Annotated in this window: 25 protein-coding genes and 1 tRNA gene; 22 read left to right on the forward strand and 4 right to left on the reverse strand. The window is 59.1% G+C overall.

Features of this window, described 5'->3' with window-relative positions:
- Nucleotides 1–12 precede the first annotated feature (12 nt).
- A complete protein-coding gene (locus V5F23_RS09735; protein WP_338498227.1) occupies nucleotides 13–435 on the forward strand; it encodes a hypothetical protein in 423 nt (140 codons plus the stop codon).
- Nucleotides 436–695: 260 nt separating this feature from the next.
- A tRNA-Ser gene (locus tag V5F23_RS09740) sits at nucleotides 696–821 on the forward strand.
- Nucleotides 822–826: 5 nt separating this feature from the next.
- On the opposite strand, the gene V5F23_RS09745 is transcribed toward V5F23_RS09740, so the two are convergent.
- Nucleotides 827–1,249: a type II toxin-antitoxin system HicB family antitoxin gene (locus V5F23_RS09745; protein ID WP_338498229.1), complete on the reverse strand. Its 423-nt coding sequence runs from the start codon at nucleotides 1,247–1,249 to the stop codon at nucleotides 827–829.
- Nucleotides 1,250–1,301: 52 nt separating this feature from the next.
- A complete protein-coding gene (locus V5F23_RS09750; protein ID WP_072458260.1) occupies nucleotides 1,302–1,481 on the reverse strand; it encodes a type II toxin-antitoxin system HicA family toxin in 180 nt (59 codons plus the stop codon).
- A gap of 200 nt (nucleotides 1,482–1,681) precedes the next feature.
- On the opposite strand from V5F23_RS09750, the gene V5F23_RS09755 reads away from it, so the two are divergent.
- Both V5F23_RS09755 and V5F23_RS09760 read left to right on the forward strand, forming a co-directional pair.
- The gene (locus V5F23_RS09755) at nucleotides 1,682–2,020 is read left to right on the forward strand and encodes a hypothetical protein (RefSeq protein ID WP_053151073.1); all 339 of its coding nucleotides are present in this window, start codon (nucleotides 1,682–1,684) and stop codon (nucleotides 2,018–2,020) included.
- Nucleotides 2,017–2,361, forward strand: coding sequence for a hypothetical protein (locus tag V5F23_RS09760; RefSeq protein WP_338498235.1), 345 nt, complete (start codon nucleotides 2,017–2,019; stop codon nucleotides 2,359–2,361). Before V5F23_RS09755 ends, V5F23_RS09760 begins: the two co-directional genes overlap by 4 nt.
- A 51-nt stretch (nucleotides 2,362–2,412) precedes the next feature.
- Here the strand turns inward: V5F23_RS09760 and V5F23_RS09765 are convergent, their stop codons facing one another.
- Entirely contained in the window at nucleotides 2,413–2,871 is a 459-nt protein-coding gene (locus V5F23_RS09765; protein WP_338498237.1) for a hypothetical protein, read from the reverse strand.
- Nucleotides 2,872–2,971: 100 nt separating this feature from the next.
- Nucleotides 2,972–3,175 (reverse strand): hypothetical protein, encoded by a 204-nt coding sequence (locus V5F23_RS09770; protein WP_338498239.1) that lies wholly within the window; start codon nucleotides 3,173–3,175, stop codon nucleotides 2,972–2,974.
- Nucleotides 3,176–3,246: 71 nt separating this feature from the next.
- On the opposite strand from V5F23_RS09770, the gene V5F23_RS09775 reads away from it, so the two are divergent.
- The 18 genes from V5F23_RS09775 to V5F23_RS09860 all read left to right on the forward strand — a co-directional run bounded on the left by V5F23_RS09775 (nucleotide 3,247) and on the right by V5F23_RS09860 (nucleotide 18,059).
- Nucleotides 3,247–3,861, forward strand: coding sequence for a putative metallopeptidase (locus V5F23_RS09775; RefSeq protein WP_338498241.1), 615 nt, complete (start codon nucleotides 3,247–3,249; stop codon nucleotides 3,859–3,861).
- Nucleotides 3,862–3,892: 31 nt separating this feature from the next.
- Nucleotides 3,893–4,369, forward strand: coding sequence for a DUF2280 domain-containing protein (locus tag V5F23_RS09780; protein WP_338498243.1), 477 nt, complete (start codon nucleotides 3,893–3,895; stop codon nucleotides 4,367–4,369).
- Nucleotides 4,344–5,669 carry a terminase family protein gene (locus tag V5F23_RS09785; RefSeq protein ID WP_338498244.1) on the forward strand — a complete coding sequence of 442 codons (1,326 nt, stop codon included), beginning with the start codon at nucleotides 4,344–4,346 and terminating at the stop codon, nucleotides 5,667–5,669. Before V5F23_RS09780 ends, V5F23_RS09785 begins: the two co-directional genes overlap by 26 nt.
- A complete protein-coding gene (locus tag V5F23_RS09790) occupies nucleotides 5,669–7,120 on the forward strand; it encodes a DUF4055 domain-containing protein (RefSeq protein ID WP_338498247.1) in 1,452 nt (483 codons plus the stop codon). The genes V5F23_RS09785 and V5F23_RS09790 overlap by 1 nt, the downstream gene beginning before the upstream one ends.
- Nucleotides 7,047–8,159 carry a minor capsid protein gene (locus tag V5F23_RS09795; RefSeq protein ID WP_338498250.1) on the forward strand — a complete coding sequence of 371 codons (1,113 nt, stop codon included), beginning with the start codon at nucleotides 7,047–7,049 and terminating at the stop codon, nucleotides 8,157–8,159. The genes V5F23_RS09790 and V5F23_RS09795 overlap by 74 nt, the downstream gene beginning before the upstream one ends.
- Nucleotides 8,160–8,166: 7 nt before the next feature.
- A complete protein-coding gene (locus V5F23_RS09800) occupies nucleotides 8,167–8,652 on the forward strand; it encodes a DnaT-like ssDNA-binding protein (protein ID WP_338498253.1) in 486 nt (161 codons plus the stop codon).
- 84 nt (nucleotides 8,653–8,736) lie between these two features.
- Nucleotides 8,737–9,474, forward strand: coding sequence for a hypothetical protein (locus V5F23_RS09805; RefSeq protein WP_338498255.1), 738 nt, complete (start codon nucleotides 8,737–8,739; stop codon nucleotides 9,472–9,474).
- Nucleotides 9,475–9,477: 3 nt separating this feature from the next.
- On the forward strand, nucleotides 9,478–10,455 hold the full coding sequence (locus V5F23_RS09810) for a major capsid protein (protein ID WP_053151051.1): 978 nt from the start codon (nucleotides 9,478–9,480) through the stop codon (nucleotides 10,453–10,455).
- Nucleotides 10,456–10,510: 55 nt separating this feature from the next.
- On the forward strand, nucleotides 10,511–10,816 hold the full coding sequence (locus V5F23_RS09815) for a HeH/LEM domain-containing protein (protein WP_053151048.1): 306 nt from the start codon (nucleotides 10,511–10,513) through the stop codon (nucleotides 10,814–10,816).
- 10 nt (nucleotides 10,817–10,826) lie between these two features.
- The gene (locus tag V5F23_RS09820; RefSeq protein WP_123578723.1) at nucleotides 10,827–11,204 is read left to right on the forward strand and encodes a hypothetical protein; all 378 of its coding nucleotides are present in this window, start codon (nucleotides 10,827–10,829) and stop codon (nucleotides 11,202–11,204) included.
- Between the two features lie 2 nt (nucleotides 11,205–11,206).
- Complete coding sequence (locus tag V5F23_RS09825; protein ID WP_123578724.1) at nucleotides 11,207–11,599, forward strand: hypothetical protein; 393 nt, start codon at nucleotides 11,207–11,209, stop codon at nucleotides 11,597–11,599.
- A gap of 1 nt (nucleotide 11,600) precedes the next feature.
- Complete coding sequence (locus tag V5F23_RS09830) at nucleotides 11,601–12,257, forward strand: hypothetical protein (RefSeq protein WP_338498260.1); 657 nt, start codon at nucleotides 11,601–11,603, stop codon at nucleotides 12,255–12,257.
- A complete protein-coding gene (locus tag V5F23_RS09835; RefSeq protein WP_123578726.1) occupies nucleotides 12,254–12,670 on the forward strand; it encodes a phage tail terminator-like protein in 417 nt (138 codons plus the stop codon). The genes V5F23_RS09830 and V5F23_RS09835 overlap by 4 nt, the downstream gene beginning before the upstream one ends.
- A 396-nt stretch (nucleotides 12,671–13,066) precedes the next feature.
- Nucleotides 13,067–13,714 carry a phage tail protein gene (locus V5F23_RS09840; protein WP_123578728.1) on the forward strand — a complete coding sequence of 216 codons (648 nt, stop codon included), beginning with the start codon at nucleotides 13,067–13,069 and terminating at the stop codon, nucleotides 13,712–13,714.
- Nucleotides 13,715–13,724: 10 nt separating this feature from the next.
- Entirely contained in the window at nucleotides 13,725–14,102 is a 378-nt protein-coding gene (locus tag V5F23_RS09845) for a phage tail assembly chaperone (RefSeq protein ID WP_123578729.1), read from the forward strand.
- 29 nt (nucleotides 14,103–14,131) lie between these two features.
- Nucleotides 14,132–14,413 (forward strand): DUF1799 domain-containing protein, encoded by a 282-nt coding sequence (locus tag V5F23_RS09850; RefSeq protein WP_123578730.1) that lies wholly within the window; start codon nucleotides 14,132–14,134, stop codon nucleotides 14,411–14,413.
- Nucleotides 14,410–17,721 (forward strand): phage tail tape measure protein, encoded by a 3,312-nt coding sequence (locus V5F23_RS09855; RefSeq protein WP_338498265.1) that lies wholly within the window; start codon nucleotides 14,410–14,412, stop codon nucleotides 17,719–17,721. Before V5F23_RS09850 ends, V5F23_RS09855 begins: the two co-directional genes overlap by 4 nt.
- Nucleotides 17,721–18,059: a phage tail protein gene (locus tag V5F23_RS09860; protein ID WP_123578870.1), complete on the forward strand. Its 339-nt coding sequence runs from the start codon at nucleotides 17,721–17,723 to the stop codon at nucleotides 18,057–18,059. The genes V5F23_RS09855 and V5F23_RS09860 overlap by 1 nt, the downstream gene beginning before the upstream one ends.
- Nucleotides 18,060–18,065 lie beyond the last annotated feature (6 nt).

Genomic DNA, 18,065 nt, shown 5'->3' on the forward strand with positions numbered 1-18,065 from the left:
GGGTTTTTTTGTTTGTGGCGCATTGCTATTACATGGCGTGTCAATTTATTGTTTTGTTTTAATATTCAATTTATTGACGAGGATTCGATGTTTTCAGAATTTACAGATGGCCTTACTTTGCTTTGGCAGACTGTTTGTACTGGGTTTGGGGCTGCTCTTCTTGTTGGCGGGATGCTCTCAGCAAAAAGGCATTTCCACCTCGATGGCAACTGGCCGTATTGGGTTGCTGGTGGCTTCGCACTGTTCCTGTTGATCGTGCCAAACGGATGGCGCGTGATTTTCGGATCAGATCCACGAGACTTTGCAATGCTTGTGGAGGCGCGCCAAATGATTCCTGCTGCGGCGTTGTTTAAAGCAGATTTTTGGGGGGTTCTGATCGGCTCAATCGTCGGCTTTGTTGGCTCGCGATTTGTGCCTGAGCGTTGGCACTGGTGAGACAGCTTTAGTCGTTGGGCCCCGTCACCGAGCGGGGCTTTTTCATGCCTAGACTTTGCCAGTGTCCAGGACAGCCTTCGAGGCGGCCTGGACGCGGTATAGCCGGAAGTCACGCGTCACGAAAGAACACCGGCAGCCCGCGCACTCTGTTCCCACCTGGCTTCCAGAGTGGCGCGAGACTTGAACGGCGAGATCGATGCATTGGGGCGTCGGCGCCGTGATAGCCTTTGGCGGACGGAGGGGAAAGACCCTCACATTACGCGGATGGTGACTGAGTGGGCAAAGGTTGAATTGCCGGGTAATGCCGGCTCCTTGGCTAGTTGCTTGAGGTGGTCGCCATGGACCAACACCAAGGGCGCCACAGGTTCGAACCCTGTCCATCCGCACCTATTCAGGCTGCTTCGACGGTAAGCGTTACGCGCTTTCCAAGAGCGGCCAGGGCCTTCTCGATTGCTTCCATCTTGGAAGTGTGCAGGAAGTCCACCAGGCGATCGCCCTGGGTCTGGGCAACGCCCAGCAGGCGGCATAGGTCAGCCTTGCGCATATCTCGCGCCATCATTTCGTTCCACAGCGCGATCTTCGCCACTGTCACCGCTGGCAAGTGAACGGCGTGCTCGCCCTCCTGGGGAGCGGATGCCGACGGAATCACCCGGCGCTGATCGACGTACAGCGACAGAGTCGTATCGATAGCATCCATCGCCTCGCTGATCGCGTGCTCGACGTCATCGCCAAAGCTGTTCAGCTCTGGCAGGTCCCGGCAGAAGACGGCCACACCGGTGGCATCCTGTTCGAATCGAATTGCAAAGTCGTACATGGGTCACTCCTCGGAGATGATCGTTCAGCTTGCAGAATGGCGAAGGGGGCCCTTAGAGCCCCAGTTGTTTAATGATCGCCTTGCGGGTCGGTTCCGGCATTTCCTTGGATCCGTGGTCCGCGAAGGTTGTCTTGTTGCCGTTTGGGGCGGTGACTTTGAAGTGGCTTCCTTTGCCTGCTTCGAAGGTCACCCCTTGGGCCTTCAACCATCGTCTGAACTCGCTGAACTTCATCACCTCGCCTCGTTGTTTGGATGAGTTCAGCATACAACAAATTTGTGGTAATACAACGGTTTTGTTGTATTTGGTTGGTACCTATTCAGGGCCTCGACATTGATCGGGGTCTTTTCGTATTCGGCTCCCCACACCCCTTGCCCCAAGCTGGGAGTGCAGCGGATGCCGACCTATTCAGTCATGCCCACGGAGTCGAGCGCATGGAGTATCTACAGCGCCTGCTCGACAAGATCGACAGGTTCGAATTGGTGATTGCGGGCCTCATTGGTGCCGTGGTCGCGAGCTGGTGGCACAAGGACGACTTGTCCGACTGGCGAGCCTGGATGGTGTTCCTGATCACTGGGGTTGCCTGCTCGCTGTACCTGACGAGCATGGTCAGCACCTACTTGAACGTCACCGAGCCAAAGATTGTTGCCGGTATCGGCTTTCTGCTGGGCACCTTCGGCGGTTCTCTTCTGGCTGCCATCAACCGGGCAATCAAAGCCGCTGATCTCTGGGCGCTTATCCGCCAGCGGTTCGGGGGAGGCAATCCACCATGAATCTTGAACTGATCAACTCCATCGCCTGCGGCTTGATTGCCTTGTGGGCGTTCTGGTGCATGGTGAGTGGGAAGGTGAGGGACGGCATCCTCGGGAAGCTGATCTTCGCGACCATCGCCATCAGTGCCTACGTTGTTGCCACTGGGCAGAACAGTTTCCTGTTCGGCCCGACCGTGGCTGGGCTGACGCTGCACATCGCTCTGGCTCTGGCCGGCATCCGCCACTTGTTCATGGTCACCTACTGGCAACGGGTCAAGGCCTGGATCTGCCGACACCTGAACTGTGAGCACTGCATGGGCTGCGACAAGGCGCCGGGTGGCGTCGAGCGACGGAAATCGTAAGTCGCGACACGTTTCGCGAATCAGCAAATTGTGTCGCGATGTTCGGAAAAGCTAGCGCCGGGCCGCGAAACAACTTTGTAACGACTGCTGATGCTGCTTTATCAAGTTGTTGATTTCTGCACGCCTTACTTCTGGCATATGGCTGTTGTCAGCCCAGCTTAGGTTGCTTTCTAAGCCGTCTATCTCACTCCTTATTGCTTCGCACTGGTCATTCTGCATAGCGGTCAGCTTTGCCTGGGTCGAGGATAGTATTGCGTCTCTCTGTGCCACTGCTTCCCTCCATTTCTCAAGCAAGGCGCTAAGCTCATTGTTCTGCTTCTGCAGTTCCTGATTTCGAACCGTCTGGTTTTCTAATGCGTTCTTCTGCTGCCCAAAATTCATACCACCCACCACTAGGGTGGTGCCGACACCTACCATAAACGTTCCAAATGCTATCGCGGTTGTTAACCATGGTGTGCCTGAGCTGACTGTTGCTGGCACCGGTGCTGTTGAGTTTGCAGTGTTGGTCAAGTTAGCCATCCTTAACTGGGTAGGTCCTGCTATCGAGCACTTGCAGTGTGCTTGTTCTGTATCGCGCGGGTGTACTGCAGGTGAGTGCGGTACACATCAATCACTTCGTTTTTAGCGCTGCTTGAATCTTGTCTGCATAGTCCGACAAGTTATGCATCTCGTCCCTTAGATTGACTCCTTCTGCGCTGGCAGCTCTGGCAGCGATAAGGTCGATAGCTGCGGCGACCGCGAAAGCGCGATGGTCCTGTGCGTCTGTTTTTCTTTCGGCTGCTTTGAGGGCCAAAAATCCAGGGGTATCTGCCATGGTTTGCTCCGGTGGGTTTGGATCCATACCAATACCGGCAATCCGCCAGTATTTCAAGCTCGAGGTAATCCGTGGACAGGCCTTACCCTCCATCGTCACTGGTCGAGCTATCCGACTTCGGTATTCGCCTGACCCCCGCACCTGAAGTATGGGAATGGCTCCAAGCCGAGATCCTTGCCGACACCGGCAGCATCCACAACGAGGACCACGCTCACCTGATCGACGCCGACGTGCGGGTCATGTGGGCATCGTCAGCATTCGAAAAGCAGGGCCGTACGGTACTGGGCCAGGCCGAACAGGTAGCGTTTCGCGCCGGCGGCTGGCAGAAAGCCCGGATGGAGCAACAGATGCGTGACTGGTTCGGCGACGTGCCGGCCTACATCATCACACTGGCTGCTGACTACTGCGCACAATGCAGCGATACCGACTTCTGCGCGCTGGTTGAGCATGAGCTATACCACATCGCCCAGGCGAAGGATCAGTACGGCGCGCCCAAGTTTACCCAGGACGGATTACCCAAGCTTGAGATGCGCGGACACGACGTTGAAGAGTTCGTTGGTGTGGTGCGTCGCTACGGTGCGGGCCCTGACGTTCAAGCGTTGGTGGATGCTGCAAACAGTCCTGCTGAGGTGGGGAAATTGAACATTGCGAGGGCCTGCGGAACCTGTCTGCTCAAGTCGGCCTGATGTGAGACAGGCATGAGACGGAATCCAATCTATGGCAGCCCTGAAAAACGATGTGAAAGCCTTCATCGTTCAGGCTTTGGCGTGTTTCGACACCCCCAGCCAGGTCTCACAAGCGGTGAAGCAGGAATTCGACCTCGACGTCACGCGTCAGCAGGTAGAACAGCACGACCCAACCAAGCGTGCCGGGGTGAACCTGGCGGCCAAGTGGCAGACGCTATTCCACGACACCCGGAAACGTTTCCGCGAGGAGACGGCAGAGATCCCGATCGCCAACCGAGCGTATCGACTTCGCACATTGGGGCGCATGGCCGAGAAGGCCGAGAACATGAAGAACATGGCGCTGACCGCCCAGTTGTTGGAGCAGGCAGCCAAGGAAGTCGGCGACGTCTACGTGAATCGCCGCCTCGAACCTGAAAAACCTCTGGGCTCCCAAGCGGACCAGCAGCACGCGGTTGCTGAGTACACCCTGGAGCCTGATGAGAATGTCCCCGCTACCCCGTACCTATGACCCACCGGTAAAGCTGACGCCGAAGCAGGCGAACATTTATTGCTGGGGCTTCCAGCCTGAAGCACGCTTCCGTGATGCGGTTTGCGGCCGGCGATTTGGCAAGACCTTCCTAGGCAAGGCTGAGATGCGCCGCGCTGCCCGGCTGGCTGCCGAGTGGGGTGTGAGCGTAGAGGATGAGATCTGGTACGGCGCGCCGACGTTCAAGCAGGCCAAGCGCGTGTTTTGGCGGCGCCTTAAGCAGGCCATCCCAGAAGCATGGCGAGCGCACCGCCCGAACGAGACGGAATGCTCGATCACGCTCAAGTCCGGCCACGTCATGCGCGTGGTAGGGCTGGACAACTACGACAACTTGCGGGGTTCTGGTCTGTTCTTCGTTCTGGTAGACGAATGGGCGGACTGTCCGTGGGAGGCCTGGGAGGAAGTCCTGCGGCCGATGCTCTCTACCTGCCAGTACACGATTCCGGGTATCGGGATGCGGAAGGGCGGGCATGCGCTACGTATCGGCACCCCGAAAGGCTTCAACCACTGTTACGACACATATCAGGACGGTAGGCCAGGCCATGAGCCTGATCACAAGAGCTGGCTCTACACCTCGCTCGACGGCGGCAACGTTCCCGCCGATGAATTAGAGGCGGCCCGTCGCAAGATGGACCCGCGGACGTTCAGGCAAGAGTACGAGGCCAGTTTCGAGAACTATGCAGGCGTCGTCTACTACACCTTCAACCGAGACGAGTGCCGTACCACTGAGCGCATCAGGCCCGGCGAGGCACTGCACATAGGCATGGACTTCAACGTCATGAAGATGAGCGCCGTGGTCTATGCGGTGCGCGACGACCTACCGATGGCGCTGGATGAGTTCCACGCCGTGCGAGACACGCCAGAGATGATCGAGAAGATCAAGGCGCGCTTCCCCGGCCATACCGTCGCGATTTACCCGGATGCCAGTGGCCAAAACACCAGCAGCAAGAACGCAAGTGAATCGGACCTGTCGCTGCTCAAGAAGGCGGGTTTCACGGTGGTGGTCGACTCGATGAACCCCAGCGTAAAAGACCGCGTGAACGCTCTCAACGCCATTCTGCTGAACAGCTACGGCGAGCGCCGCCTGAAGGTCAATATCGACCAGTGCCCACAGCTCACGCTCTGCCTGGAGCGCCAGACCTACACGGACAAGGGCGAGCCTGACAAGGACCCGAAAAAGGGCCACGACCACATGAACGACGCTGCTGGCTACTTCATTGCCAAGCGCTACCCGATCAAGTCTCAAACTGCCGGCGCGCGCCGTATTGGAGGATTGGCCTGATGCCAGTGCAATCGACAAACCCAGACTACGACGCGCACATCGCCGAGTGGGAAATGATGGACGACGCGCTCGAAGGCGAGTGTGCCGTGAAGCGCAAGGAGCGCAATCTGCCCAAGCCAAGCGGCATGGTGGAGGCTGAAAAGCTCGACGGGGCGGGTAACAAGTACCTGTACCAGAACTACACCGACCGCGCTCAGTACGAGCACTGGGTGCGCGACTCGCTGCGTTCGATGATGGGTCTGGTCTCCCGGCTGATACCTGAAATCGAACTGCCCGGCGGCCTAAAAGGGCTGGAGGACAATGCCACGGCGGACGGCTTCGGGCTCAAGCAGCTGTTTTTCCGGATGGTGCGCCAGGCTATCTCGCACGGCCGGGTACCGCTTGTGGTGAACGTCGATGATAGCGGCGAGCCGTACTTCTCGACCTATGCCACGCGCAACGCCATCAACTGGGACACTGCTGACCAAGGCGGCCGGCAGGACCTGGTCCTCTCGGTGTTCCGCGAATTCCGCAAAAAGGGTGGTGATCGCTACAGCCATGATTGCGATACGGTATTCCGCGAGTTCTTCATGGAGAACGGCACCTGCCGCACCGCCGTTCGAAACGAAGGCGGTGCGCTGGTAGAGGACGAAAAGCCCCTGGGGACCACGGGCACCGACAACCGGCTGATCAAAGGCCTTGGGTACCTGCCGGTGATCTACTGCGGATCCACGGACAACTCGCCGGAAGTCGACGAGGTGCCGCTGCTGACCATGGCGCGGGCCGCGCTGAAGTCCTACCAGCTCAGTGCCGATTACTTCACCGCTCTCCATCAAACCAGTCACCCGCAACCGTGGGTTTCTGGACTGGATGAATCGGTGGAGTTGAGCGTGACCGGGCCGTCGGCCGCCTGGGATCTCGGGCCGACCGGGCAGTGTGGCTATCTGGAGTTCCAGGGCGCCGGGATTGAAGCCGTGCGCAAAGCCATGGACGACCAGAAGAACGCCGCGCTTGAAGCCGGCGCCAAGGTCATGGACGTGAGCGGCACGGAGTCGGGTGAGGCGCGCAAGACGCGCCAGAACGATCAGCACGCGACTTTGCACAGCATTGTCGTCACGGTTGCCGAGGCGCTGGAGCAGGGACTTCGATACGCCGCCGAGTGGAAAGGATACGACCCCAAGCAAGTCAAGTTCACGGTTAACCCTGAGTTCGTAACGCCAGTGGTTGACGCCCAGGTCCTTGCCGAACTGCTCAAGGGCGTAATGGCTGGCACGCTCAGCGCCGACACCTACTGGCAGTACCTGACAACCGGCAAGTTGCCGGAACGCCCCTATGACGAAGAGGCCGAGTTGATCAGCGATGAGCGCGAGTCGGCCGGCATCAACTTGGACAAAGAAGATGTCGACGGCAAACCTGGAACAGGCGGACAGCCAACTGCTGGAGCAGACGACCCGTCACTCGGTGATGATTGAGCGGCTTAAGGCTGGCGAGGTCAGGAAATTCGAGAAGTACCTGCGCCAGATTGACAAGTTGGTGCGGGACCAGTTGACCCGCAAAGAGCTGACCACCTACAGCCGAGACCGGCTTGAGCAGTTCCTGGCCCGGGTGGACGGCAAGCTGCTGGAGATCTACAAGGCCTATGGCGACCTGGTGCAAGCTGACCTGGTGGACATCGCCCTGTATGAGTCGGCCTTCGAGGCAAACAGCCTGAGCAATGCGCTCTCCATTGACGCGGTGGTGCCGAGCAACACGGTGATTCGCGCTGCGGTGTTCTCGTACCCGCTGCAGGTGAAGGGTATCGACGGCGGTAAGCTGCTGAAGAGCTTCGTCAGCGGCTGGACGCGCACGGAGACGATGCGTGTCACCAGCGCCATCCGGCTTGGCTTCGGCCAGGGCCAGACGAACGCTCAAATCATCCAGGCGATTCGCGGCACGGCGACGCAGAACTTCACGGACGGCATCCTGGCAGTGAGCAATCGCAACGCGGCCTCTGTAGTGCAGACAGCAATCCAGCATGTGGCCACGACGGCACGGATGGAAACGCTGAAAGCCAATAGCGACGTGGTGCTGGGCTACCGCTGGGTATCGACGCTGGACCGCAAGACTTCGCAGCAGTGCAAGGGCCTCGACGGGATGCGTTTCGACCTGGGCAAAGGTCCGCTGCCGCCGGCGCACATCAACTGCAGGTCAACCACGGTGCCAACCACCAGGCTTTCGGAGATGTTCGCCAAGGACGCCACGCGCGCCTCAGTGGGTGATAACGGCGGGGCCCAAGTAGACGCCAGCCTGAATTATTACGAATGGTTGGCAACCCAGCCAGCGGGCTTTCAGGATCATGCATTGGGTCCGGTTAGAGGGAGGCTCTTTCGCAATGGCGGTCTGACGCCGGAGAAGTTTGCCAAGCTGCAGCTCGATAAGTCGTTCAAGCCGCTGACACTGGCCCAACTCAAAGAGCTGGAGCCTGACATGTTCATCCGTGCAGGCGTTACACTCGGCGCTCAACCAGGCTGAGCACCTTATGCTAATCATTGTCGAGGATGGAACAGGAAGGCCAGGCGCCAATAGCTTCGTGCCCTTGGAAAAGCTGGTCTTTTACCGCGATTATTATGGCTTTCCGCTTCCTGCTGGCGAAAACGAGCAGAAGGCGTTGCTATTGCGGGCTGCCGCCGATATGAACGCCATGGAATGGAAGGGCGTCAAGACACGGGAGTCGCAGCCGATGGCTTGGCCCAGGCGTCAGTGCAGGGTTGGACTGGAAATCCTGTCTGAAACATTTGTCCCGTTTGAAATTGAGTGGGGTCAATTGAGGCTTGCAGTAGAACTGTACGCAGCAGACAACGGTTTCGGCATTCCCGAGCCCGCATTCGGCACCGAGAAAGACGGAGAGCGCGTGACATTGCTGCGCGGCAATCCCGGCGCCATGCTTCGACCTCCGCCGTATGCGCCGAGCAGGGCGCAGTTTGCTGATTACCTGGTGATGCGCGGCCTTTCGATAGTCCCATAAAACACAGAATTCACACCAAACCGCCCAATGGGCGGTTTTTTTATGCCTGCAAAGCGGGCCGACCAAACCCAAGGGGTGCACCAAGTGGCAGACGAAAACCAGATTGATCTTGAAGACCCGGCGGTCAAATCCGCGATCGCCGAAGCGGTGGAAGCGGCCACTCTGGGCCTGAAGAACAAAAACACCGAGCTGCTTGGCTCGCTCAAAACGACCAAAACTGAGCTGGAAGGCTTCAAAACCCAGTTCGAAGGGCTGGACATCAATGCGGTGAAGGCCCTGCTCACCAAGGTGGGCCAGGACGAGGAGACCCGTCTGCTGGCGGAAGGCAAGCTCGACGAGGTCATCACCCGCCGTACCGAGCGCCTGCGCACCGACTACGACACCAAGATGGCCGCCGAGAAGGCCCGTGCCGACAAGGCTGAGCAGTTCGCAGCCAAGTACAGCGACAAGGTGCTGGCCGATTCGATCCGCGCTGCCGCCATCAAGGCCGGCGCGCTCCCTGAGGCTGCGGAGGACATCATCCTGCGCGCCCGGGGCACTTTCAAGCTCAGCGAAGACGGCGAGGCGATTGCCACCGACCGTGATGGCGAGGTCATCTACGGCAAGGACGGCAAGACGCCTCTGTCCCCGCTCGAATGGGCGGAATCGCTGCGTGAAACGGCAACACATCTCTGGCCAAGGGCTCAGGGTGCCGGGCAGACCGGCGACAACGGTGGCAAGGCCACGAGGAAGTGGGGCGAGTACACGGAAACCGAGCGCGCTGCGATCGCCCGTGACAACCCCGATCTGTTTAAGAAAATCCAGGCCACCAAAGGAACCTAATTCATGGCAACTACCCAACTGACCGACATCTTTGTCGGTGACTACTATGCCTCGCTGGAGCCGGTAAACAGCCCGGAAAAAACCGCTGTTTACGAGTCGGGCATCGTGACTCGCTCGCCTGTGCTGGATGCAATCGCCTCCGGCAGCCAGGGCACCGCCGAAATCAGCTACTGGCAGGATCTCAACGCTGATGAAGCGCCGAACATCAGCAACGATGACCCGAATGACCAAGGCGAAGTCGGTAAAGTCACCCAGGACAGCATGCGTGCCCGTGTCCTGTACCTCAACAAAGGTTACGGAGTGGCTGACCTGACCGCTGAACTGGCGAACAGCGAGCCTCAGCAGCAGATCCGCAACCGCTTCGGCACCTACTGGACCCGCCAGTGGCAGCGTTACACCCTGGGTGCGGCTCGCGGCATCATCGCCTCGAACATCGCGAACAACGGCGGCGACATGGTCATCGACGCGGGCGCGACCATCAGCGCGAATGCGTTTCAGGATGCCGCGTTCACCGCCGGCGATGCCGCTGACCAGTTCGGCGCGATCGGCGTGCACTCGGTGGTGATGAACCAGATGGTCAAGCAGGACCTCATCGAGTACCTGCGTGACTCCGACGGCAAGATCATCCTGGCCACCTACCTCGGCAAGCCGGTGTTCATGGACGACGCCCTGGTGTACGGCGCAGGCAAGTACCTGTCCGTGTTCTTCGGCCAAGGCGCTTTCGGCTACGGCGAGGGCACGCCGAAGGTGCCGGTAGAACTGGAGCGTAAGCCTGGTGGCGGTAACGGCGGTGGCGCCGAAGTGCTGTGGGAGCGGAAGACCTACATCCTCCAGCCCGCCGGCTTCAGCTGGAAGGGCTCCGAGGCTCAGAACCTCAGCCCGACCGCGACCCAGTACGCCGCTGCTGCCAACTGGCAGCGGGTGTTCAGCCGCAAGCAGGTTCCGTTCGCCGCTGTGATCAGCGGTACCACCACGCCGTAACTCGGCCCACACAGCCTGGCGCCCTTATGGCGCCGGGATGCTTTTGAGGTGACTCATGAAAGTGATCTACACGGACAAGCCGGGCAAAGAGCGCGGCGTGTGCTACCGCCTGCTGAGCGAGTTTTTCGGCGTCATTGGCTCCGCCACTGAGGTGGTCGTCGATGGTGATGCACCGGATATCTTCGATGCCTACCAAGCAGCCGGCATCAAGGTTTCCGATGGCAAGGAGCAGGAAACCCCGGAGACCGACCCTCTGAAAATGAAGGTCCCGGAGCTGAAAGAGTGGCTGACCGGCAAGGGCATCGCCTTCGACGCGACCGCCAAGAAAGAAGACCTGCAGGCCCTGGTGCCAGCGGAATAAGGACAAGCAAATGACCGACTTCATCACTGTTGCCGATGTTGACGCCTCGCTGGGTCCTGGCTGGGCCGGCACCGGTGATCCGGTCCTTGCTGTGACCATGGCCAATGCCTGGCTCACAGCCAAGATTAAGCGGGCTGTTCCCGATCCGGTCCCGGCCGAGATCAAAACAGCCGGCGCCCAGGTTGCCAAAGAGGCAGCAGCGGGCAAGCTGTACACGGCCACGCAGAAGGAAGTGCAGAGCAAGACGGTTTCGGCGCAGTCCGGCACCTCTGTGAGCAAGACCTACGTGGCCGGCTCTACTGATCAGTCGGCGGGTGTGAACTTCGCCTTGGCGCTGCTGGAGCCTTGGATCAAGCGTTCCGGCGTGATGATGCTGAAAAGGATCTGATCATGGGTATGCGCGAAGAGATTCAGGCTGAAATGGCTGAGGCGTTCGATGATCCCGACGGCCTGGCTGACGCGGTCCAGCCGGTGGCGGGCGTGCGCATGGTTCCCGGTGAGTATGACCCCGACTTGGGCGGCGAGACGCCGGAGACCACCGTCATGTATATGGGGCGAGGTGTCTTGGGTAGCTACTTGTCCAAGGAAATCGACGGATCACTGATCCTAACCACCGACAAGAAGCTACTGGTGCTGCAAAACGAGCTGTTCGTGTCCGAGTCCGGCATGCCGACTGCTGTACCGGCCTCTCCAGCCGTAGGCGATATCATCAATGGTCTGCGGGTGATCAATGTGTCCGTCGACTCGGCTGATGCGACATGGACTGCTCAGTTGAGGAAGTGACATGGCGAGCAAATACGCGAGCATGAACGGCAGCTTTGCCGAGAACATCCGCGACTTCGCCGAGCGCGCCCAAGCCGGTATCGATGCAACTATTCGCGAAATCGTGATCGAGATCGGTAGCAGCGTTATTCGCATGTCCCCAGTGGGAAATCCCGAAATTTGGGCTGCCAACGTTGCACACCGCCAGGCGAACACCCAGGCGGCGGATGACTACGACTTCAAGGTTGCTGTGCGGAACACGATCATCAACCTCAATGAGTCGAACTTCACCAAGGCAGGCAAGCTGAGGCGCGGCGTGAAGTACGCCAAGCCCCTGACAAAAACCGAGCGCGACCAGAACTTCAACGTGAACGGACTGGTCGCTGGCAAGGGCTACGTCGGCGGCCGGTTTCGCGGGAACTGGCAGTTCTCTATTGGTGCGCCGGCGGAAGGCACGCTTGATCAGGTGGACCCGGCCGGCGGCGTGACGCTGGCAAAGCTGAGGCTGCAGGTGGAGTCGCTCACTGCTGGGCAAACAGCCTATATCGTGAACAACCTGCCGTACGCGGTGCCGCTCGAATATGGACACTCGACCCAGGCCCCTGGCGGGATGGTTCGAATCACGCTCGCACGCTTCCAGCAGATCGTCGACGAAGCCATCAGGAACAACCAGGTATGAGTCACGCTATCATCGCCTCTATCTACGAGGCCAAGCTGATCGCTTGGAACGCTGCCCGGTCGGCGCAACTGAAGATCGTATTCGAGAACACGGCCTACACGCCGGCGGCAGGCGAAACCTACCTGCGAGCCTTCACGCTCGCCGGTGATACCGCGAGTGACACTCTCGGCGGGGACCACCGGCTGTTTACTGGGGTGTTCCAAGTCAGTATCACGGCGCCGGCGAACACCGGGAAGACCAAGACCAACCCCCTTGTGGCTGAGCTGACAGCGCTGTTTCCGCTGTTCGAGCGAAACACGAAGAGCGCGCTGACGGTGGTGACGATGACCCCGGTAGATCAGGGCCCAGGTATCTCCGACGACACAACCTACACAGTTCCGGTTTCGTTCGCGTACCGCGCTGACACGAACTAAAGGTCGCTGCGCTAGAATTGCGTCATGTGAATTAGCGATCGGATCTATTCAATGGATGACGCAACAAAGGCGCGCCTACAGTGGTTGGACGAGTCAGCCAGCATTCACGGTTGGAACAATCGAGAGGAAGTCAGCGCGAGCGAGCGGTGCATCTGCAGTGCCTGCGGCCAATGGTCAGAGCCCGCTCAAATCACGAAGTGGTACAACGAAAAGCACGCCTGTTGCCCTCATTGTGGGCTGACCGGCGTTGTTGTTGGTTCCAAGTCGGGGCTGCCGCTCGAGGAATACGAGAACTGTAGAATTCCCGAGTAGCACAACGCCAACAAATTCGCCCATTGGGCAACCCACAACCCGCCACTGAGCGGGTTTTGTCATTTCTGAAAAGAGGAAACACCAATGGCCGTTTTTCTACCCAATGGCTCGACTGCCGCTATCGCTGCCTCGTACGACGCGCCGATCATCTTTACCGCGATCACCAACGCATCCGAAGCCGTTGTGTCGTCTGCCGGCCACGACCTCGAGGTCGGCGACTATGTGGAAGTCACTTCCGGCTGGGCTCGATTGAACAATCGCATTGCTCGGGTCAAGACCGTTACCACCGATTCGTTCGTGCTGGAGTCGGTCAACACGCTCAACGTTGCACGCTTTATCCCTAGCGCAGGCGGCGGCTCGGTTCGCAAGATCTTGACCTGGGTGCCAATCAGCCAGGTTACCGAGTCGAACAAGTCCGGCGGCGAGCAACAGAACGTCACGTACTCGTTCCTCGAAGAAGACGATGAACACCAGATCCCGACCTCCAAGTCTGCGCTGTCGTTCACGCTGACCATGGCCGATGACCCGGCGCTGCCGCACAACGACGTGCTGCTGGAAGCCGATGACGACAAGAAGCCCCGCGCGGTGCGTATCAACCTCGCCTCGGGCGGTGTCATCACCTACAACGCGTTCGTCTCGTTCGATAACGTGCCCTCGCTGACCAAGAACAACATCATGGCGGTGACGGCCGTGTTCGCCGTGGTCGCTAAATTCATCCGCTACGCCGCGTAAGGGGGGCTTCATGGCTAAGTTCAAACTGATCCACAACCCCACCTTCAAAGCTGATGTGATGCTTCCTACGGTTGGTGGCGAGCCCGTGAAGGTGGGTTTCGAGTTCAAGTATCGCGACCGCGCCGAACTGGCGACCCTTTATGCCGGCTGGGGTGAGCGGCACAAGGCCTTGGGGGAAAAATCCGATGAGGTGGGGCTGGAGAAATTCACCGCCATGCTGATTGATCTTCAGGTCGAGCAGCTCAAGGCCATCGTTGTGGGATGGGATATCGGCGAAGACTTCACGGACGAGAACCTCCGCATCCTGGTCGGGTCCATCAGTGCCACGCCGAGCGCGGTCCTGGCGGCCTACTCTGAGGCATTCAGCAAGGCCCGCCTGGGAAACTGATCAGCGTCGCACGCGCCCTCTACCAGCCGATCGTCCAAGGTCAGGATGCCTTCGGGTTTTCGGCTGAAGACTACGGTGATGAAGTTGACGTCTGGCCTAGCACCTGGCCCGCATTCCAGGTGTTCGAGGCCATGGGTACTCAGTGGCGTACTGGCGCGTGCGGCGCTACCGGACTCGACTACACGTCAATTCGCCATGTCGCCGGCTTCCTCGAGCTATCCCGGTCGGAGGTCGCCCACATCTTTCCAGATATCCGAGTTATGGAAGCCGAAGCCCTGCGGGTGATGGCGGAACAGAGGGACAGTAAATGAGCACCACCTTCGCGTCCCTCGGAATTGAGGTGAATTCCTCGTCGGCGTCCAAAGCTGCCGATGATCTCGACAAGCTGGTCGATTCGGCAGTCGATGCCGAGAAAGCGATTGATGACCTCGGAAAGTCTGGTGAAGGGCTGGCTAACACTGGCAAGAAGATCAGCCAAGCCGAGAATGAGGCCGCTCAGGGAATCGACAAAGCCACGGGCGCCAAAGTGCGCCAGGTCGATGCCAGCCGCAAGGCGGGTGCCAGCGCTACCAGTGAAATCGCGATCATCAGCCAGCTCGACAAGGCGATGTCCGGCAGCATCGGCAGCATGGAGCAACTGATCCAGGCCGAAGGACTGCTGGAGCGCGCTCGCAAGGGTGGTCTGGTCACGATCGAACAGCAGGAGGAGTATCAGAACCGCCTCGGCAAGTCCTACGAAAAGATCGAAAAAGCCGAGGCCAAGGAAGCTGCGCAGAAACAGCGTTTGATCGATGCGGAAAACCGCCAGATCGAAGCTTTGAAGCGTACGGTCAACGGTATCGATCCGGTAACTGCAAAACTGGCAAAGCTGGAGGCGCAGGAGAAAGCGCTCAACGATTTGCGCAAAACCGGTCAAATCGACGCAACCCGTTACGGCGAGGCGCTGGCGAAGATCGGCAAAGACCGTGATGGACTCACAGCGACAGAAACTGCATTCGACAAGCTGAAGCTCGGCACCCGCCAGGCTCAGGAAAACGTGATGCAGCTGACCAATGCCCTGCAGTCTGGGGATTGGGGTAGTGGTGCACGAGCTGTCGCTCAGTTGGGCGCTGGAGCGGGCGCATCCGCCAAGAGTTTGGCCGCCGCACTGCTCCCGGCGGGCTTGTTGGCTGGTGTCCTTGGTACGCTGGGATATGCCTACTTCGACGCACAGAAGCAGGCCCGCGAGTTCAATATCGCCATCAATGGCGGATCGAACGATGCCGGGCAGAGCATCGCCAGCCTCAAGGGGATGGCTGAAACCGCCGGCGCGATCACTGAGAACTTTGCAGGCGCTCGCGAGGCGGTGATTGCATTAGCTTCTGGTGCCGCTACCAGCGGCGCCCAAATGCAGAACCTGGCTCAGGCCGCCGCAGCAATAGGTGAAGTGACAGGGAAGGGCGCTGGGGACATCGCCAAGTCGCTCGCGAACGCCGGAGACACCGCCACAGAAGCTGCGGAGAAGATCAGCAACCAGTACGGGCTGCTCACGTACGAGCAGTACCAGACCATCAAGGCGATTGATGATCAGGGCGACCATCAGCGAGCGCTAGACACCCTCAGTGAAAGTCTCAATCAATCGGCTCAGGAACGCCTGAAGAACTACCGCGGATCGCTATCCGATATCGAACGCGATTGGGACCGGGTGAAGGTGGCGATCAGGGGCGCTTATGCTGAGGTCCGATCAGAGATATTCCCTGATCTGGCGAAGCAGATAGAGATCACCCAGCGCGTGCTAGATACTCGGAAGGGGGGCGGCGTTGCTGGTGCGGTATCGAACGGTCTCAGTTGGCTGAACTCTTCGTTGGGCCTTGGCGACGGTGAAAACGACGACTCGACACCAGCGCTGGAGGCCAAGCTTGCAGACCTGAAGGCTCGTTTGTCGGCAAGCGAAAACAACGCTGCCGCCACTGGCGAAGCGACTCGGGCGAACAAGGAATTGATCGCTGTCCAGAAGGAACTGGACAAGCAGATGGACAACCTGAACCCGCTCGCAAAGCGTCAGGAGGCGTACAAGAAGCTCGACGATCAGTTCACCAAGCTCTATCAGAACGCTGAAAAGACCAGCCAGAAGTCGCCACTGCTTGATGGCGTGAATTTCGATGGAAAGAAATTCTCTGGTGGGGCCTACGACAAGCTGCGCAAGGCGATTGACGACCAGAACAAGGATGCCAAAGAAGGTGCTGCAAGCGTTGATCTATCCGGTTTCAATGACTCCAAAAACGCGCTCAATACCGTGCTCGCCGAGTACAAAAATGCTCAAAAGGAATTGGAGGCTTCGCAGAAGGCTGGGCTGATCTCGCAGGCAGATTATCTGCAAGCGCGTGAAGCCATGATCGGCAATGAGCGCGACGAGGTCACGGCTGCGTACGAAGCTGAGATCGCTGCGTTGGAAGCGGCGAAGGGCAAGGCAGGCACGTCAGCGGCACAGCGTATCCAGCTTGATCAGAAAATCGCCGACGCCCGGGCCGCCATGGTCAAGGTTCAGCAGGACGCCGACACCGAACTGAGCGTGCTGGCGAAGAGCGAAGAAGGCCGACTGAAGAAGCAGATCGAGGCCGTCAATACCTATACCACCGCATTGCAGCAGCAAGTCCAAACTCTGCGCGAGCAGGGTCAGCGGGCAGCGGTAGGCATTGGCCTGGGAGATCGTCAGCGCGATCTGATGAATCAACAGAACGGCATCGATGACCGCTTCAATCAGCAAAAGCTTGATCTGGCGAACCAGTACGGCGATGGCTCGCGCGGCATGAGTCTGGACGAGTACACGCAGAAGCTGGCGGCACTGAAGGCAACTCAGCAGGATCTTCATGACACGGTTCAGGCCAACTACGACGGTATGACAGCAGCCCAGGGTGACTGGAGTGCCGGAGCATCGTCGGCATGGCAGAACTACCTCGATTCTGCACGGGACGTAGCAGGGCAGACCAAGGGCCTGTTCACCAACGCCTTCAGCTCAATGGAAGACTCTGTCGCCAACTTCGCGATAACTGGAAAGGGGAAGTTCTCTGATTTCACCAAGTCGATCCTGGCGGACATGGCGCGCATCGCAGCTCGTCAGGCGAGTTCAGCACTGCTGGGCAGTTTGGTTGGGGCTGCGACCAGCTACTTCACCGGTAGCGGGAGCGGCAACGGGCTGGCTTCTGGGTCTGCCGGTGCAACCTCGTCAAACCTGGGAGCGTCCCAAGCCGGGTACACGAACGTCGACTTCTCCGGGTACAGGGCGGCCGGCGGGCTTGTTGCCCCGAACTCTCTCTACGAAGTCAACGAACTGGGGCCGGAACTCTACAACGAGGGCGGCCGGTCATTTCTGATGACCGGTGCCAACGGCGGCAGTGTCACGCCGCTGACGACCGGCGGCGGTCCAGCAGTTTCCGCAATGTCCGGGGCTGGAGCATCGCAGATCAACGTATACGTCACCGTCGACAGCGATGGATCGGCCACCTCAACGAGCGATGCGCCAGGTTACGACCTATTCGGCAAGGAGCTGGCGGCTTTCGTGGAGCAGAAGTACCAGGAGCTGCGTACCAGAGATATGCGCCAAGGCGGCGTTATTAACAACGCAATCAAGGGGCGATGATGGCAATCGAACGATTCACGTGGGCGATTGATAAAGGCGCGGAGGGCGATATTGCCCAGCGCGTTCGCTCCGAGCAGTTCGGCGATGGGTATGAGCAGTCGGTTGAGGATGGCCTTAACAACCGGTCGCAATCTTGGCCGGTGACCTTTACTGGGCTGAAGCCGCGCATCAAGGAAATCATGGACTTCATCGACCGACACAAAGGGGCGAAGGGCTTCCTCTGGGAGCCGCCTTTGGGCGAACTTGGCCTCTACAAGTGCAAAGGCTATAAGCCTGTGCACCGCGGGGGCCAGGTCTATGCCATCACCGCCACTTTCCAGCAAACCTTTCACCCCTGAGATAAC

Origin of the sequence: Pseudomonas sp. WP18 (genome assembly GCF_036689585.1) — a bacterium.
GTDB lineage: Bacteria > Pseudomonadota > Gammaproteobacteria > Pseudomonadales > Pseudomonadaceae > Aquipseudomonas > Aquipseudomonas chlororaphis_E.

Bases quoted from the DNA above. Each gene is read 5' to 3' on its own strand.
- V5F23_RS09855 (WP_338498265.1), top strand. From the start codon at position 14,410: ATGAGCACCACCTTCGCGTCCCTCGGAATTGAGGTGAATTCCTCGTCG.
- V5F23_RS09810 (WP_053151051.1), top strand. From the start codon at position 9,478: ATGGCAACTACCCAACTGACCGACATCTTTGTCGGTGACTACTATGCC.
- V5F23_RS09745 (WP_338498229.1), bottom strand. From the start codon at position 1,249: ATGTACGACTTTGCAATTCGATTCGAACAGGATGCCACCGGTGTGGCC.
- V5F23_RS09840 (WP_123578728.1), top strand. From the start codon at position 13,067: ATGGCCGTTTTTCTACCCAATGGCTCGACTGCCGCTATCGCTGCCTCG.
- V5F23_RS09835 (WP_123578726.1), top strand. From the start codon at position 12,254: ATGAGTCACGCTATCATCGCCTCTATCTACGAGGCCAAGCTGATCGCT.
- V5F23_RS09755 (WP_053151073.1), top strand. From the start codon at position 1,682: ATGGAGTATCTACAGCGCCTGCTCGACAAGATCGACAGGTTCGAATTG.
- V5F23_RS09750 (WP_072458260.1), bottom strand. From the start codon at position 1,481: ATGAAGTTCAGCGAGTTCAGACGATGGTTGAAGGCCCAAGGGGTGACC.
- V5F23_RS09785 (WP_338498244.1), top strand. From the start codon at position 4,344: ATGTCCCCGCTACCCCGTACCTATGACCCACCGGTAAAGCTGACGCCG.
- V5F23_RS09790 (WP_338498247.1), top strand. From the start codon at position 5,669: ATGCCAGTGCAATCGACAAACCCAGACTACGACGCGCACATCGCCGAG.
- V5F23_RS09815 (WP_053151048.1), top strand. From the start codon at position 10,511: ATGAAAGTGATCTACACGGACAAGCCGGGCAAAGAGCGCGGCGTGTGC.
- V5F23_RS09820 (WP_123578723.1), top strand. From the start codon at position 10,827: ATGACCGACTTCATCACTGTTGCCGATGTTGACGCCTCGCTGGGTCCT.
- V5F23_RS09780 (WP_338498243.1), top strand. From the start codon at position 3,893: ATGGCAGCCCTGAAAAACGATGTGAAAGCCTTCATCGTTCAGGCTTTG.
- V5F23_RS09830 (WP_338498260.1), top strand. From the start codon at position 11,601: ATGGCGAGCAAATACGCGAGCATGAACGGCAGCTTTGCCGAGAACATC.
- V5F23_RS09795 (WP_338498250.1), top strand. From the start codon at position 7,047: ATGTCGACGGCAAACCTGGAACAGGCGGACAGCCAACTGCTGGAGCAG.
- V5F23_RS09800 (WP_338498253.1), top strand. From the start codon at position 8,167: ATGCTAATCATTGTCGAGGATGGAACAGGAAGGCCAGGCGCCAATAGC.
- V5F23_RS09770 (WP_338498239.1), bottom strand. From the start codon at position 3,175: ATGGCAGATACCCCTGGATTTTTGGCCCTCAAAGCAGCCGAAAGAAAA.
- V5F23_RS09760 (WP_338498235.1), top strand. From the start codon at position 2,017: ATGAATCTTGAACTGATCAACTCCATCGCCTGCGGCTTGATTGCCTTG.
- V5F23_RS09845 (WP_123578729.1), top strand. From the start codon at position 13,725: ATGGCTAAGTTCAAACTGATCCACAACCCCACCTTCAAAGCTGATGTG.
- V5F23_RS09825 (WP_123578724.1), top strand. From the start codon at position 11,207: ATGGGTATGCGCGAAGAGATTCAGGCTGAAATGGCTGAGGCGTTCGAT.
- V5F23_RS09860 (WP_123578870.1), top strand. From the start codon at position 17,721: ATGGCAATCGAACGATTCACGTGGGCGATTGATAAAGGCGCGGAGGGC.